Consider the following 16134-nt stretch of genomic DNA (forward strand, 5'->3'; position numbering starts at 1 on the left):
CTTTGGAAGCGCTTCATAATCGGTCAAAATATGCTATGATTAAGTAAAGAGGTGATTGATCATGAAATGGAAAAACTTACTTTACTTGCTCCTTGTTGCTACCACTCTAGCAGGATGTTCCTGTTCCCCATCACGAGAAACCGACAAAGAACCAGCAGGAACTGAAGAAAAATCAAGTCAAACGGCTAATGTTTCCCAATCATCAGAGTCCAATAGCCAAGAGTCTTCCCAAGCGTCCTCTGCCATAGCGAGCGAATCCGCTCCCAAACCAGCAGCCACAAAAGAGGTCCAAGACTCCCAAGTAACTAGTGATCCGCTCGCTAGTTATGACCCCTTAGCTATTGAATACGCCCGCATCTGGCTCCAACTGGGCGCTAACCCAGCGGCTGAAGCCATCAATGTTCACATTATCCCTCAGGGAACGCTGATTAATCCTTATCTTACTCATGGGGCCAGCTACCCAGAAACCGTTACCCAACTGGCTGGTAATCGTCTGGTCGATGGGGTGGTGACCTACTCCAGCAACCGTGACGGCACCATTAACCTTTACAATATCCCTCTGCGCTTCGATCTGCCTGATTTTAACGCCATACCGGAGTCCACTTACATCAATGAAACGGTTAAAATGGCTAATACAACCAAACGAATAGCAGTGGAACCTAATGCGCCTGACCGTGTCATTCAAACCATTCAAAAATTGCAACGTTAAAGCGATCACTTGCTTTTTAGGGCAAAGAAAAAAGCCTTGATTCAGTTCTTCTTTTCCAGAGAAGTTACTGCCTCAAGGCTTTCTTTATCAAGTCCTTTTTCTTACTGACTAACATTCGACCGATCATTTTTCGCTAAACCACCTCTTCCATACCCCCGCCACAAGCTATTCAGCAGCCTAAATGGAGGTCTGCTAGGATATTTTGCGGCAGTCGGCTTTCAACAATGCTAGAAGGTCGCGGGAGGATTGACCAAGGGCTTTTCAGTCAAATGGGACGTCATGCCCTGTCAAACGCTACTCCCGCTCGTTCATTAGTTATAAGTTATTGTAGTCCAATCATAGTGCCTTGATCTAAGCTTGTCAATCCCTATTATGATGGGCTTTTTCATTAACTTTTGATTGACAAAAGCGAATTCCACTAGACTCACCCTTCTCTCCGATGACTAATCGTTTTAACTGATAAAGAGCGATATCCAATGAATAACTATTCCCCTGTCCACTTCTACCGCCACTGATCGACCCTGAGCTGCCATTCAAAGTCAAAAAAGAGAGCTTCCTCAAGCTAGACCTTGCTTGATCTGGGAGAAGCTCTCTTTTATTCTATTCGCAAAACATTATTGCTTAGTTTCTAGATAGCAAGTACTTAATCAATTTCCACTTCCATCACCGGCGCATTGACAATAGAATCTAAGACCGGGCAAGTCTTTTCAACAAAGTCAACAAAGTCTTGAATTTCTTCTGGACTATTATCGGCTTCAATGTGATAGGTGGTTTTAATCTTACTTAAACCTACCTTAGCGGAAGGGTTTTTCCCACTATGACCATCAGGGTCAAGCGTCCCATCAACCGTAATAGATACCTTATTAATCTTCATCTTACGCGCGCGAGCAAAAACTTGAATAACAATCGCCTTACAGCCACCAAGTGCGGATAAGAGCGCTTCGATTGGATTCATCCCTTTATTTGTTCCTCCAACAGATGTCGGTTCATCCATCACAAAAGTAAAGTCTCTAACATGACTATGCACTTCCATCCCATTAACAACATCAACTACTGCTTGAAATTGTTGATCTGCCATTCTATAATTCCTCCTATATTATGACAATTTGTTACAACTTTCACTTACAAGGATAACCTATTCTTTTTCCCAAGGCAAAACCTCTGCTCATCTTTTAAAAAATCCAGCTTTTTATGAGGGAAAATAGCCTCTTTCTCCTAAAATCACCATTGATCACTATCCTATACTCCCACTCAAAAGCCTGTTATAACAGCCTTTTCAAAGTCTAATGACTAACACCAAGCCTCTTCACCCTTGCATTTCTAGCTCGACTTACTTAAGATAAGAACAATTCAAATACCTAATGAATGAATCAATCAATGAAGAAGGAGCGATGCCTAATGTCACAAGATCTATCCCAATTACTCAAGGCCAAACGTGTGGACCTCTCCCACAAATTGCATGAAAATATTCCTCTTTTCAATGCCTTTAGTCCTATCCAAGAGAAGACCCTAAATACCATTGAAGCGGACGGCTTTTACGCCAAGGAATACACCCTAGCCACTTCTTACGGGACCCATATCGATTCGCCCGGCCACTTTTCTCAAGGCAAGCGCCTCTTAGATGGGGTGGGCTTGGATGAACTCATCCTGCCTCTCTATGTCTTACACCTGGAAAAAGAAGTCGCAGCCGACCCCGACTTCTCCGTCACCAAAGACGTGATCCTAGACTACGAAGCCGAGCATGGCAAGATTCCCGCGGGAACCTTCGTGGCTTTTGCTAGCGACTGGTCCAAACGCTGGGACGACCCGGAAGCCTTCTATAATGAAGACGAAAACGGTCAAGCTCACACCCCAGGCTGGACAGTGGAAGCCTTAGAATTTCTCGCTCATGAACGCGACGTCAAAGCCATTGGCCATGAGAACCTGGATACCGATCCTGGTCATATCTACCATGACCAAGAAGCTCTACCCGGTGAATTCTACTGGCTGGACCAAGACCGCTACCAAGTCGAAGTCTTAAACAATCTCTCTGCCCTCCCTACCCAAGGAGCCGTCATTGTGGTCGCTCCCCTCAAGGTTCAAGGCGCCCCCAGCTTCCCGGCCCGGGTCTATGCCTTGGTTCCTGAGGACGAGTAAGAATCCACTTAACTAGAATCATTTCTTAGCCATTTCTTATTTCCTAACCAAACAGCTCCCCCACAGGTCTTATCACATTTGTAGGGGAGTTTTTCCTTGAGTAATTATTCGCTGTTTTGTACAAAAACTTGTACAATAATGATGAGGTGAGTGCTATGGAAATTACTAATTATAGTGACTTTAGACAAAATATGAAAAAATATATGGATGTCATTAATGAAGACTCTGTCGAATATACGGTCACTTCACAAAACGGTAATGATGTCGTCGTCATGTCAAAATCGGATTTTGATAGCTTAATGGAAACCTACCATCTCCTTTCTAGTCGAGCCAATCGTGAAAACCTCTACCAAGCCATGGAAGAACTTGACCAGGGCGATTATGAAGTTGAGGAGATATAATGGAAGTCCATTGGAGTAAGCGGGCGGTCATTGAAAGAGATTATTGGAAAGCTCATGACCCTAAAACCTACAACAAGCTCTATAAGCTTCTACGAGCGATTAAAGAAGATCCCTACCAGGGCTTAGGTAAACCGGAACCCCTTAAATATGATCTGACCGGTTACTGGTCCCGCAGACTAAGCAGACAGGTCCGCTTAGTCTACCGAATAAAGGCATCTGCTATTGAGGTCCTATCTTGTAAGTACCATTATTAAATGTACTAACCAGTATTTTTACACAACAAAGAACAGCTCCCCCACAAGTCCTATCACATTTGCAGGGGAGCTGCTCTTTATCGCACCAGGCGCACTCTCTAGTTGAGTTCGGAAGGGTGAGGGGATATCCTTTCAGAAAAGTTGAACGACCAGCAGGCTGATCTTTTCATCTTTTCTTCCAAGGAATCTCCCTCCCTGATCCTTCCTCACATCCTTATTTCTAGATTAGGCCTTTTTCTTTGAGTTCAGCAATCTTCTCTTCAGAGTAACCGAGCAGGTCGCCATAGATTAATTCATTGTCTTGACCCATGGCTGGAGCCCCGCGCCATACTTTCCCTGGGGTTTCGCTCATATGCGGCACTACCCCGAAGGCAGTAACTTCTTCACCACTTGTTTGGTCAGTATAGGTGACGAAGTTGTTACGAGCCTTGAAGTGTTCGGAATTCAAGGCATCTGATGCTTTATTGACCTTGGAAGCGGGTACCCGATGAGCGTTCAGAGTTTCTTCAATTTCTTTAGCGGTCCGTTGGCTACACCACTCCTTGATCTTTTGGTCTAACTCTTGACCACGTTCGGACATCACGGCGTCGACTCCGTTTCCTGCTACTTCATAGGCGAAGTATTCCTTGTCAAAACCAACTGCTTCCAGGAAACGATTGTAAACGTTGCGTCCAAAGGCACCAACCACCACGTATTCGCCATTCTTGTCAAAGAAGAGCCCGTAAGGTTGGAAGGCTGTGGTCTTGTTGCCGGTCCGTTCCTTATCTTCCCCATTTTCAGTGTAGGTAACGAAGGTGTCTGAGAGGATTCGGGCCATGGCTTCATATTGAGCCACGTCGACCACTTGGCCTTTGCCGGTCTTTTGGGCGTAGATATAGGCAGCGAGTACCCCATAAGTCGCGTTTAAAGCTGACACATAGTCATTTAAGTAAGGTTTAACGATCATTGGTGCCTCATCCGGTTCCCCGTTTAGGTTCAAGAATCCCCCATAGGCTTGACCGATCATGTCAAAGGAGGCCCGACCAGAAACGCCTTCCGCTCCACCAAAGGCTTCTTGACCGAAACCAGACACGTGGCAGATGACTAGTTTTGGGTTAGCTGCTAACATCTCCTCGTCATCGATACCCAACTTCTTCAACCAGACCATATTGTCCATGAAAATATCAACTTCTTTGATCAAGTCAAGGAAAACTTCCTTAGCTTCTGCATTATTGAGGTTAGATTCGAGGGTAATACTTAAACGGTTCCGGGCGTCTTGCATCCAGCCGTTGGAGACCTTAGTTTTTTTGGAAAATGGTGCCAACATTCTGAGGGAATCCCCGGTGCCAGGGCGTTCGATTTGGATAAACTCCGCCCCTAAGTCAGCTAAGAGGTTTCCGGCATGCGGCATGGCCACAATCGACCCTAAACCCAGGATTCTCACCCCGTGTAAGGGACCATATTCAGGAATTAAGTCTTTACGTGTTTCTGTCATGCTTCTTACTCCTCCTTGAATAATTTTCAACTTGTTAATAATAAGGCTGGAACAACAGTCAGCCCTGATGGCTGCTTTAGAAAATGGCATTCCATGCGCTTTGAGCATTTTGCCACCCTTTTCTGCCAGCGGTCTTGCTCTTAATCGCGCTTGTCACGCGCCCTGGCTTAAATTTTCTTATCCGCTAAGGCGTCAATCACTTCATTGGCTTCTTGGAAGATGGATTCAATGATGTCTTTTACCGGACGCACTTCATGGACCAAGCCAGCAATTTGTCCGTAGGTTACGATTTCATCCTTCACATCCCCATCAGCGGCAGCCTTAGTCAGGGAAGGGATGGTGTAGGCTTCAATGCCTTTGACATCCACTTCAGGGTCCATGTCCATGTCATGGTGTTTTTTAGCGGCGGCGTTCTTTTCAATCCGGATAGGTGCTCCAGTCATCGAACCAGACACAAAGGTGGCGGTATCGTTAGCATCAACGATGGCTTGTTTGTAGTTGTCGTGAATAGGCGCTTCGGTAGAGGCAACTAGAACCGTCCCCACTTGGACGCCGTCAGCTCCGAGGGCATAGGCAGCGGCTAAACCGTGGCCGTCTGCAATCCCACCAGCAGCGATCACCGGCACATGGTCGACTGCTTCCACCGCTTGCCGGGTCAGGGTCATGGTCGTGGCTTGACCCACGTGGCCACCTGCTTCCATCCCTTCAACGACTACCCCGTCAGCGCCAGCGTCTTCCACCTTACGGGCAACGCGAGCACTAGGGACTACTGGGAAGATCTTAGCGTCCGCTTCATGGATCATATCAATGAATGGGATGGGGTCACCAGCACCGGTCGTAAAGAATTTCACGCCTTCGTCAATTAAGACTTCGAGAACTTCTTTGGCATTACCGGAAATAATGGCCACGTTAGCCCCAAAAGGTTTATCGGTTAATTCCCGAGTTTTTTGCACGGCTTCACGAATCTTGGCTTCGTCTTTCATGCCTGCGGTCATCAAGATGCCCATCCCACCAGCATTAGACACAGCAGCAACCAATTCTGGACGGGAAATTCCTCCCATCGCTCCACAAAAGATAGGGTATTTAATATTTAACATGTGACATACATCGGTCATTGACATTTCCTCCTTAGTTTTCTGTTTATCATTTAATCATTCGTCGCTTCATCTGGCCTACTTGCCTTGGAAATCGACAGCTTCCTTATTCACAAAGCCCTTAATAGCTTGCTTGAAGTCCTCAGTCCCGGAAAGATAAGGGATATTGACGGCTTCACTGAGGCCAAATTTGGCCAAGTCTTGGTAGAAAAATGCATTCATGGCCGCTTTTTGTCTGGCCAAGGCTAGGGTGGGTCGGTTCAGTAATAAGTCGATAAAGTCATTAACTGTCGCTTCAAAATTTTCTGGAGAAGCTAAGCGGGTGACTAGGCCCCAATCCTTGGCGTCTTGGGCGCTAATCACTTGGCCCAATGCCATTATTTCATAGGTTCGGCTAAAGCCTAGCGACAGCATCAAGGAATAGATCAAGCCACTATCGCCGCTTAAACCAATATTGGAAAAGGCGGGCACGATCTTAGCCTGATCGCTCATCACCCGGAAGTCACAAGCCATAATCACCCCAGCAGCTCCTCCCGCCACGGTCCCATGAACCGCGGCCAGAACGGGCTTAGAGACATTCCGGATCGCCTGGGCAATTTCGTTGGCTCGGTAGATATCACTAGCGTCAAAGGTCTGCCCTTGGTCCACCATCTGACTCATCCACTCCATGTCACCCCCACCAGAAAACAGCTTGCCCTTGGCCCGGAGAACAACCACCCGGACATCCGGCTCGGTCTCTACCTGGCGAAAGGCGGCCACTAAGTCCCTGATCATCCCCTGGTCCATGCCATTGGCAGAGTCGGGACGGTTCATGGTAATGGCCGCGACTTGGTGATCAATTTCATAAAGTAAATTATCAAACATGCTTCAGCTCCTCCCTGGCTCAAAAAAAGCTTTTAAGTGAAAAATATTCATAATTTATCAATCATCAGCGGATCTGAGGAAAGTTAACCCTTGACTCAAGAATTAAGTCATGCCATGATGGAAGCGGTTACTAATCCTCTTGTGATTAATCATACATTATTCTAATGAAAAGATAAATTGAAATAATTTCTATTATTGATGAATATTTTTCAAATATTGAAAGGATCCTGACCATGAAGGAACTCAACTGGCAACACCTGATTTACTTTATCAAGGTGGTCGAATGTGAAAGTTTGACTAAAGCCGCTGCCCAACTCTACCTGTCACCCTCCACCCTTTCCAAGGCCATCGCCAAATTGGAAAGAAAGCTCCGCATCCCGCTGATTGTCAAATCGGGTCGCGACATCCAAGTGACCTATGCCGGTCGCAAACTCGCCCAGCGCCTCGTTCAAGGGATGACTTACATCAGCGATAGTATTAAGGAGATCCAAGAAGAACTGGCCCAAAACACCGCTAGCCTCTCCCTGGCTTCTTCCAATCTCTTTTCCACCACCTACTTTGTCATCCCAGAATTGCTCAAAGCCTTTAAGGACCACTTTCCCCAAAGCGCCATCAACTATACTGAAGTCCTTAGTCAAGAAGTAGTCATGGGGGTAATGGACGGCAGCTACGACCTGGCCTGCCTCAGTGGCGAGGAATTCGACCCTGCCTTTCCCGGTTTAAACAGTATCCGCCTGCTCAAAGAGCCCTTAGGCATCCTAGTCCCCAAAGACCACCCCTTGGCCTATGACGACGCCATCACTTTTAAGCAAATTCAAGGGGAGACTTTCTTTCGCACCTATGACTCCGAACACCTGCGCCGACTAGCCATGGAAAAATACGGGCGTTCTACCGGAGATATTCATTACAACGACATCCATATCCGCCACAAGGTCATGAATGACGCCTCGATCATTTCCCTGGTCCAATCCGGTTTTGGCATTAGTCTGACCACTAAAAGCGCCAGTCGATCCTATCCCCAAGTCAAATACCTGGAAGTGAAGGACATGGAGCTCTACCGGGAGACTTATCTGATCTACAAGGCCAAGGCCCAGCTCAGCCAAGCAGCCCAAGATTTCATCCAGCTCTTCAGCCAAGAAAAAGGCCCCCTCTTTCAGTCCATTAACCATGAAAAAAGCGCTGACTAGGGAATATTTCCTACTCAGCGCTTTTCGATCATCACTATAGATCAAAGGGGAAAATTTAAAGCCGGTCCTTGAGATAATTGAGAACCTGGGCATGAATTTTAGGATAAGCCATGACGACATACTGGCGGTCAAGTAAGTTCAGAGGCTGACCCTTAAAGTCAGTCACCCTAAAGCCGCAAAGATCAGCTAGGATCAAGGCCACCGCATTGTCCCATGGGTAAAGGTGGTTAAGGTAGAGACCGGTCCGTCCCAGGGCTAAGTGAACCACATCTAAACCTGCACAACCAAAAATCCGTAAGCCTAGACTGGCCTTAGACAGCTGATAGAGCCCCAAGTCCCCATCTAAGGGTAGAGCCTCAGTCGACATAAGAACCTGGTCTAAGCTGGATTCAGTCATCGCTTTTTGCTTAGTAAGGTCAAGAGCCTTGCCATTCAAATAGACCCCTTCCCCAGCCAAGGCCAAGAGCGACTGACCCGAGTCCAAGCCATAAATCAAGCCCAGCTGGCCGACCCCATCCAGATAGCGAGCCAGCATAGTCACATAGTGGGCCCGCTGCTTGACAAAGTTGAGTGTTCCATCAATAGGATCAATAATCCAGACCGCCCCCTTAAGCGACTGGGCTTGGTCGCCCTGGCCTTCTTCGCCAAGAATACGGTCATGAGGGAAATACTGATTAATTTTCTGGCGGTAAAAACGTTCCAGTTCACCGTCTAAAACCGTCACTAAGTCGCGGGCCCCGGTCTTTTCCTTCACCCCTAAGTCCTGGTCTACACCCGCTTGGACCAGCTTGCGGGCTTCTTGGGCCCAGCCCAATATGAATTCAGCAATAGCCTGATTGTCCATATTTCCACCTTCTTTTATTAAAAAGGAGCTGGCAGAATCCTACCCAGCTCCTATTAAAAAGCTACTTTAAAAGTAAGTGCGCTTGTCACACTCTATTCAAACCTGTTCCAAGCGCTGAGCAAGCGTCCGCTTCAGAAAATGACGACAAATTCTCGTTGAGAATTTTTACGCCTTTTTCCTCCAGCGATCTTGCTCTTCGATGCGCTTGTCACTCTCTCTATTCAAACCTGCTTCTGGTGCAAGGCAAGCATCCTCTTCAGAAAATGTCGACGAATTCTTGTTCAGAATTCTTTCAACCTTTAGCTCCAGAGGTCTTGCCTTTTTGCGCACCAGTCGCACTCTATTCAAACCTGCTTCTGGTGCAAGGCAAGCATCCTCTTCACTAAAGGTCGACGAATTCTTGTTCAGAATTCTTTCAACCTTTAGCTCCAGAGGTCTTGCCTTTTTGCGCACCAGTCACACTCTCTATTCAGCGGATTCGATCATTTTTAGGATGACAGGTTTTTGTTGGAGGCCGGCTTTACGGCTGACTTCTTCCCCGTCCTTAAAGGCGATCAAGGTAGGATAGCCTTCGACGCCGTATTCTTCAACTAAGTCAGGGTTTTCTTCAAAGGAAATCTTGATGATGGATAGGTCATCGCCCTTGGTTTTGTCCACATCGTCTAAGATGAAGGATAACATCTTGCAGGGGCCACAGGTTTTGGAATAGAAATCCACCAAGACGGTCCCCTTTTGTAAATCTTCTTTGAACGTATCTTTTTCTAATTCTTTGATCACTAGGGGTCACTCCTTATTTATTGATTTATTGATACTTTAGCACAAATACACACTTTTCGCTTATTGGTACTTGCCTTCTGCCCGTAATTTCTTGATGTAGCCGCTCGCTTCTTGGGCTGCGGTGGCACCATCTGCAGTGGCGGTGACAATTTGGCGTAAGAATTTACTATTGGAGTCACCGGCCCCATAGATTCCGGGTACAGCCGTGGCCATATGGGCATCGGTTTCAACGTAGCCGTGCGACTCGGTAATCCCTAGGTCTTGGATAAATTCCGTACTTGGAACGGCACCAATATATTCAAAGACCCCATCACATTCCACCACTTGCTCGTTATCGCCGGTATCCTTATCGGCAAATTTAACGCCTTTGAGGCTGCCATCTTCATTGGCTTCGAAGCTTTGAACCGCCTTATAAGGATAAACTGTGACATTATCTAAAGAACGCAGGTAGTCACAAGAAGCCGGATCAGCGGTCAAGTCAAAGTCAGTAACAATAGTTAAGTGGTTGACAATACCGGCTAGGTAAGTGCCTTCATCGACGGCAGAATTTCCCCCACCGATAATCACAACGTCCTTATCGCGGTATTTGGCCCCGTCACAGATCGCACACCATGAGATAGCTGAGCCCTTGAATTGTTCTTCCCCAGGAATGTTTAAGGTCCGTGACCGGGTACCCGTTGCTACAATCACCGTTGGGGCTTGGACAGTGTCGTCGTCTTCAGCAAAGTAAATCGTCTTCATTACCCCATCATCCGCTACTTGGACCCGGGTAACGGTCTTGTAGTCGAAGTCAGCTCCTAAGGATTGGGTATGTTGGAACATGTCCATACATAATTCTGCCCCGTTAATCTTGGGTTTCCCGGGATAGTTATCCACTTCATTGGTGTTAATCACTTGGCCACCGGGAGCTAATTTATCTAACATTAAGACCTTTAAGTCGGCCCTTACCCCATAAATCGCTGCAGTCATTCCGGCTGGGCCGGCACCCACAATCACTAAATCATATTGTGACATCGTCTTTCCTCCTCATATTATTTATTCATCGTCAATTGACTAGCATTCCAGCAGTCTAACTTGATTTTGCTCAACATATCACATGAGAGCGCTTTATTTCTACACCAATATTATAGCAGAAGAAATGTTGGAGTCCTGTTGTCGTGCCAACACTTTTAGCTTAAAAAGGAAAAAGTCACTCACTCAATGAGTCAGTGACTTTTTTACATGCGAGTAGTTGCTTCGCAATCCTTCACTTGCCAATAAAAAAGCCCAAGCTTCACAGATTAAGAGCTTGGGCTTTAATAAGGAGTGATTATTAGGATGTTAAATAAACAAGTATGCTTTTGATAATATGGTGATCAGACTAGCCTCTTTATTCATCCACGAAATGTAAAATCGTATCTAGGCCATAACGATCAGAATGGTCTTCTTCGGCTGGTCCATTTTTAGCGGGTACCCCAACAGCAACCGCCATGACCGGAATATAGCGGTAAGGATCCAAGCCAAAGGTTTCTGCAGCCGCCTTGGTATCATAACCAGCGATGGCGTTACCTTCATAACCGTGGGCCCGTAGCACTAAAAGCAGCTGCATGGACGCCATTGCCGCATCCACCGTGGCATCATTAACAAGGAAGTCACGGGCCCCTTCTTCATAGCGGAAGAGGATTCTTGAGAAATTGTCTTCCATTTCTTCTTTAGTAATCTTCCCGGCGTGGTAATCGTCTTCCCAGGCTTTACGGTAATTTTTATGGGATTGGGTATCACCAAAAATTAGGACCATGGCAGAACAGGAATCAATTTGCGGGGTGTTAAAAGGAATAAAGTAGGATTTCAACTTTTCCTTGCCCGCTTCATTATCGACAATCTCAAAATGCCAGGATTGGAGATTACATGCCGAAGGGGCGGTTACCGTTTCTTTGATGATTTCTTTCAATTCGTCCCGACTAATCTTGAAATCAGGATCGAAGTGGCGAACGGACCGCCGCTTAAAGACCACATCCGAAAAATCATTGTTTTTTAATCCAGTCATTATTAAACCAGCTTTCCCATTAAATAAAAAATAGATCATGTAATTATTTTCACATAAAATATACTCCCTTGCCATCTACTTGTCAACGAGATTTTAACGATCATGCGAAGAGAAAGCGCCGGCAATGGTGATCAAAAATAAGGATTCTCAATCAAATAGTGTGGATGAGAATTATTTCTTCCTGTAGCGGATAGAACAATAATATAAACATGCTAAAGTAGGCCATGAACCAAATAAAAACAGATATGGTCAGAAAGTGATTGGTTATGTCTAAAGGTCATCGAGAAATTCTCAGTATTCATAAATGAAAATGTCAAAAACTTGAGAGCCACAGCCTATTCCCTTTCTTCTCATCCATCGTTTTACCTTTTATATCAAAAAGTTTTATCTATCAAAAAAGTGCCGATAAAAAGCTAACAGCTTTTATCGACACCTAATGTGATATCCTCAAAAATTAAGTGCTTAGAGTTCTTCCACTTTTAGTTCAGATAAATTCTATATTAAATTGAGTATGAAATTAAACAAAAATATTTCCGTTTTCATCAGCTTTTTTTGTAAGAGCTATTATCGCCTCAATCAAAGCAATAAGTGCTGGAATATAAGTCCATACGAATACTAGATAAAGAATTCCTAATAAATATTTATGTGCATAAAATTTATGAGCGCCAATCCCCCCTAAAAGAAAAGCAAGAACAACATAGGCTATTTTGTTTACAGGATATTTCCCTGATTCATTAGTTTGAGTATTTTTTATTTGATTGCTGCTTTGTTGAATATAGTATGTACCGTCATCAGAGAATATTTTAACTTTATCGCCAGGTTTGGGTGCGAAATCTAATTGAGTTAAAGGAATACGAATAATGTTGCCATCTTCTTTTCCTACTACTACTTCGCCATTTTCAATTTTTAATATTTCTCCCATACTATTCCTCCTACGAAAATAAAATAAACATAGATATTTTATCATGTGTCCTAATAAAATTAAATCTAAAATATTTTATAAGAGAACATCTTGTTTCATCTGTAAGGATAAATCGTCATAACTTAGTAGGCTTCTGTCCGATAATCGAAAAAAGTCTCTCACACTGAAATATCTATTCATAGAAAAAGAGGCTGCGACCGAAGTCACAACCTCTCTTCTTTACCATGCACTGATAACTAGTTCTCCCATATAGGAGTGAACTGATACAATTTTAACACAATTATTGGATTTAGCAAGAAAAGTGACAAAATATTCGCGTCAAAAGCTGATTAAAAAGCGATTACTGCTGATTAATAAGAAGGATCGCCCTTTAGCACAGCATCACAGGACGAACGTCCGCTTCAGAAAATGGCGACAAATTCTTTTTAAGAATTTTTACGCCATTTCCTTCCAGCGATCTTACTCTTTGACGCGCTTGTCGCACTCTATCCAAACCTGTTCCTGGTGCAAGGAAAGCGTCCTCTTCACTAAAGGTTGACGAATTCTCATTAAGAATTCTTTCAACCTTTAGCTCCAGAGATCTTGCCTTTCGACGCACCAGTCACACTCTATCTTTTCGTGAATGCGTCCCAGTCTTTCTTGAAGCCTTCAATGCCTTTGTCGGTGAGTGGGTGGCTCCAGAGTTTAGGGAAGATTGTCCCTGGGATGGTAGCGACGTGGGCGCCGGCTAGGGCTGCGCCTTCAAAGTGGCCGATATGGCGGATGGATGCAGCGATGATTTGTGAGTCTAGGCCATAGATATCTAAGACTTCACGTAATTCTGCGATTAAACGTAGGCCGTCTTCGCCCATGTCGTCAATCCGACCAATAAATGGTGAGATGTAGGTGGCACCGGCTTTGGCCGCTAAGAGGCCTTGGGATACGGAAAAGATCAGGGTCACATTGGTTTTAATGCCTTCTTGAGAGAGGGTGTGGGTCGCTTTTAAGCCGTCTTCGGTCATGGGAATTTTTACGACAACATTGTCAGCCCAAGCCGCTAATTGACGGGCTTCTTCCACCATGCCTTCATAATCATAGCTGGTCACTTCTGCAGACACCGGTCCGTCAACGGTAGAAGCAATATCCTTGATCACTTCTTCAAAGTCCCGGCCTTCCTTATTAATTAAGGATGGATTGGTGGTTACTCCGTCACATAGACCCAGGTCATTAATCCGTTTAATTTCATCAATATTTGCTGTATCTAAGAAAAATTTCATGATAGCCTCCTTGAAAACTAATCGCAGCGGTTTTTTATTCAATTCCTAAGTAACAACGCTAATCCATTCATTTTCTTTTTTTCCAATATTGACTATTTATTAAAAGGCGTTTTTGTAGGTTTTCACAACATTGTCTAAGTTAAAGCCTAAGGCGTCCATCACTTCGCCGCCCTTACCTGATTGACCGTAGCGGTCTAAGCCGAGGACTACTCCTTGGTCGCCAACATAACGTTCCCAACCAAATGTTGCGGCCATTTCGATCGCCATCCGGTTTTTAACAGCACTTGGGAGGACACTTTCCTTATAAGCTTGGTCTTCTTGGTCGAAGAGTTCTTGACAAGGCATGGAAACGACGCGCACATCGATACCGTCTTGGGCTAATGCTTCTTGAGCTTCAAGCGCCAGGTTGACTTCGGAACCGGTCGCAATCAAAATCCCATCTGGCGTCTCGCCTTTGGCATCAGATAAGACATAGGCCCCTCTAGCAACGCCTTCCATGGCTTTGTCAGCCGTTCCTTTGAGAACGGGGAGATTTTGCCGGGAAAGGGCTAGAACGGTTGGGGTGTCTTTGGCTTCGATGGCAATTTTCCAAGCGGCTGACACTTCGTTCCCGTCAGCAGGACGGATGGTGTTGATGTTAGGCATAGCTCTGAAGGCGGCTAATTGTTCAATGGGTTCGTGGGTTGGTCCATCTTCCCCAACCGCAATGGAATCATGGGTAAAGACAAAGGTTGATGGGAGATGGGATAATGCTGCTACCCGCATAGCTGCCCGGAGATAGTCCGAGAAGACAAAGAAGGTGCCTGCATAAGGGATTGACCCGCCGTGTAAACGAATCCCGTTCATGGCTGCGCCCATACCAAATTCACGGACACCATACCAAATGTTGCGGCCAGCGTAATTACCCGCTTCAAAGTCACTATCGCTATCAATGTAGGTGTTGTTCGAGGACTTCAAGTCCGCTGACCCACCCCAGAATTCAGGAAGGGTTTGGGCAATGGCTTGGATGGCTTTTTGACTAGTCTTCCGTGAAGCCATAGCTTCATCATTAACATCATAGCTTGGGAGGCAGTCTGCCCAATCCGCTGGCAGTTCGCCGGCATAAGCCCGTTTATATTGAGCGGCTAGGTCGGCATAGTCGGCTTCATAAGCCTTGAATTGTTCTTGCCATACCTCTTGCGCCTGGGCTCCGCGGTCAGCCACCCGTTCTTGGAAGCGATTATAGACTTCTTGAGGGATATCAAAAGGGGCATGTTCCCAACCGTAAACCTTAGCGGCATGGGCCCGGTCTTCTTCCCCAATGGGGTTCCCGTGGGTAGCAGAAGTCCCTTGGTTTTCTGACCCATAACCGATCACAGTTTTCACTTGGATAATGGTTGGTTTATTGCTTTCCGCTTTGGCAGCTTCTAGGGCTTTAGAAATAGCCTCTAAGTCGCGGCCATCTTCAACGAGAATATGTTGCCAGCCGTAAGCTTCGAAACGACCCTTATTGTCTTCAGTGAAGGCCTTGTCTGTTGGGCCATCAAGGGAGATATCATTAGAGTCATAGAAGACAATTAATTTGCCTAATTGCAAGTGGCCAGCTAGGGAAGCCGCTTCGTGAGAAATACCTTCCATTAAGTCGCCGTCCCCACAAAGGGCGTAAGTGTAGTGGTCCACGATCTTGTAGTCACCTTGGTTATAGATGGCAGCGTCATGGGCTTCAGCCATAGCCATGCCCACTGCATTGGCAAAACCTTGTCCTAAAGGCCCTGTCGTCGCTTCTACCCCTTCGGTAAAGTGGACTTCTGGGTGGCCAGGGGTTTTGGAATTCAATTGCCGGAATTGTTTAATGTCATCCATGGTCACTTGGTAGCCGGATAAGTGTAACAAGCTATAGAGTAAGGCAGACCCATGTCCCGCTGATAAAACAAAGCGGTCGCGGTTGGTCCAATGGGGGTCACTCGGATTTTGCACCATGTGTTCAGCCCACAAAGCATAGGCCATAGGTGCCGAGCCCATTGGTAGGCCGGGGTGGCCGGAATTAGCCTTGTTAATCATATCAATACTTAACATACGCACTGCATTAACAGCGAGTTCATCTGTTTGATTAAACATCATTTTCTCCTTTACTGCTATTGATTTATGCATCTTCTAAAAACAACTATATCGGACTTTGGAATCGATTTCAAGCAGATAATCAGCCAAATC

At 45.7% G+C, this 16134-nt stretch carries 17 protein-coding genes; 5 read left to right on the plus strand and 12 right to left on the minus strand.

Annotated features, from left to right (window positions below; genetic code table 11):
• Positions 1 to 61 precede the first annotated feature (61 nt).
• Positions 62 to 709, plus strand: a complete 648-nt coding sequence (locus CJ190_RS08760; RefSeq protein WP_070598213.1) for a hypothetical protein — start codon at positions 62 to 64, stop codon at positions 707 to 709.
• Between the two features lie 643 nt (positions 710 to 1352).
• On the opposite strand, the gene CJ190_RS08765 is transcribed toward CJ190_RS08760, so the two are convergent.
• Complete coding sequence (locus CJ190_RS08765; RefSeq protein ID WP_070598212.1) at positions 1353 to 1787, minus strand: OsmC family protein; 435 nt, start codon at positions 1785 to 1787, stop codon at positions 1353 to 1355.
• Positions 1788 to 2107: 320 nt separating this feature from the next.
• Between CJ190_RS08765 and CJ190_RS08770 the strand changes: the two genes are divergently transcribed.
• The 3 genes from CJ190_RS08770 (at position 2108) to CJ190_RS08780 (ending at position 3500) form a co-directional block, all read left to right on the plus strand.
• A complete protein-coding gene (locus CJ190_RS08770; protein WP_070598211.1) occupies positions 2108 to 2845 on the plus strand; it encodes a cyclase family protein in 738 nt (245 codons plus the stop codon).
• Positions 2846 to 3000: 155 nt separating this feature from the next.
• Positions 3001 to 3246: a type II toxin-antitoxin system Phd/YefM family antitoxin gene (locus CJ190_RS08775; RefSeq protein ID WP_070598210.1), complete on the plus strand. Its 246-nt coding sequence runs from the start codon at positions 3001 to 3003 to the stop codon at positions 3244 to 3246.
• Positions 3246 to 3500 (plus strand): Txe/YoeB family addiction module toxin, encoded by a 255-nt coding sequence (locus tag CJ190_RS08780; RefSeq protein ID WP_070598209.1) that lies wholly within the window; start codon positions 3246 to 3248, stop codon positions 3498 to 3500. The genes CJ190_RS08775 and CJ190_RS08780 overlap by 1 nt, the downstream gene beginning before the upstream one ends.
• Positions 3501 to 3720: 220 nt before the next feature.
• On the opposite strand, the gene CJ190_RS08785 is transcribed toward CJ190_RS08780, so the two are convergent.
• From CJ190_RS08785 to CJ190_RS08795, 3 genes are all read right to left on the minus strand, one after another.
• Positions 3721 to 4974, minus strand: a complete 1254-nt coding sequence (locus CJ190_RS08785) for a CaiB/BaiF CoA transferase family protein (protein ID WP_070598208.1) — start codon at positions 4972 to 4974, stop codon at positions 3721 to 3723.
• A 167-nt stretch (positions 4975 to 5141) separates the two neighbouring features.
• Positions 5142 to 6089, minus strand: a complete 948-nt coding sequence (locus CJ190_RS08790; RefSeq protein ID WP_070598207.1) for an NAD(P)H-dependent flavin oxidoreductase — start codon at positions 6087 to 6089, stop codon at positions 5142 to 5144.
• 57 nt (positions 6090 to 6146) lie between these two features.
• A complete protein-coding gene (locus CJ190_RS08795) occupies positions 6147 to 6932 on the minus strand; it encodes an enoyl-CoA hydratase/isomerase family protein (RefSeq protein WP_070598206.1) in 786 nt (261 codons plus the stop codon).
• A 233-nt stretch (positions 6933 to 7165) separates the two neighbouring features.
• Here CJ190_RS08795 and CJ190_RS08800 point away from each other — a divergent pair, with 233 nt between their 5' ends.
• The gene (locus CJ190_RS08800; protein WP_070598205.1) at positions 7166 to 8119 is read left to right on the plus strand and encodes a LysR family transcriptional regulator; all 954 of its coding nucleotides are present in this window, start codon (positions 7166 to 7168) and stop codon (positions 8117 to 8119) included.
• A 55-nt stretch (positions 8120 to 8174) separates the two neighbouring features.
• On the opposite strand, the gene CJ190_RS08805 is transcribed toward CJ190_RS08800, so the two are convergent.
• From CJ190_RS08805 to tkt, 8 genes are all read right to left on the minus strand, one after another.
• The gene (locus CJ190_RS08805) at positions 8175 to 8963 is read right to left on the minus strand and encodes an inositol monophosphatase family protein (protein ID WP_070598204.1); all 789 of its coding nucleotides are present in this window, start codon (positions 8961 to 8963) and stop codon (positions 8175 to 8177) included.
• Between the two features lie 165 nt (positions 8964 to 9128).
• Positions 9129 to 9416 carry a hypothetical protein gene (locus CJ190_RS08810; RefSeq protein WP_101562079.1) on the minus strand — a complete coding sequence of 96 codons (288 nt, stop codon included), beginning with the start codon at positions 9414 to 9416 and terminating at the stop codon, positions 9129 to 9131.
• A 12-nt stretch (positions 9417 to 9428) separates the two neighbouring features.
• Positions 9429 to 9740 (minus strand): thioredoxin family protein, encoded by a 312-nt coding sequence (locus CJ190_RS08815; protein ID WP_070598203.1) that lies wholly within the window; start codon positions 9738 to 9740, stop codon positions 9429 to 9431.
• Between the two features lie 60 nt (positions 9741 to 9800).
• Positions 9801 to 10754, minus strand: coding sequence for an NAD(P)/FAD-dependent oxidoreductase (locus tag CJ190_RS08820; RefSeq protein WP_070598202.1), 954 nt, complete (start codon positions 10752 to 10754; stop codon positions 9801 to 9803).
• A gap of 355 nt (positions 10755 to 11109) precedes the next feature.
• The gene (locus CJ190_RS08825) at positions 11110 to 11766 is read right to left on the minus strand and encodes a nitroreductase family protein (protein WP_070598228.1); all 657 of its coding nucleotides are present in this window, start codon (positions 11764 to 11766) and stop codon (positions 11110 to 11112) included.
• Positions 11767 to 12283: 517 nt separating this feature from the next.
• Positions 12284 to 12688, minus strand: a complete 405-nt coding sequence (locus CJ190_RS08830) for a TM2 domain-containing protein (protein ID WP_070598201.1) — start codon at positions 12686 to 12688, stop codon at positions 12284 to 12286.
• A gap of 608 nt (positions 12689 to 13296) precedes the next feature.
• Entirely contained in the window at positions 13297 to 13944 is a 648-nt protein-coding gene (gene fsa / locus CJ190_RS08835) for a fructose-6-phosphate aldolase (RefSeq protein ID WP_070598200.1), read from the minus strand.
• A gap of 99 nt (positions 13945 to 14043) precedes the next feature.
• Entirely contained in the window at positions 14044 to 16041 is a 1998-nt protein-coding gene (gene tkt / locus CJ190_RS08840) for a transketolase (protein WP_070598199.1), read from the minus strand.
• Positions 16042 to 16134: the final 93 nt, after the last annotated feature.

Source organism: Aerococcus loyolae (genome assembly GCF_002871915.2).
Lineage (GTDB): Bacteria > Bacillota > Bacilli > Lactobacillales > Aerococcaceae > Aerococcus > Aerococcus loyolae.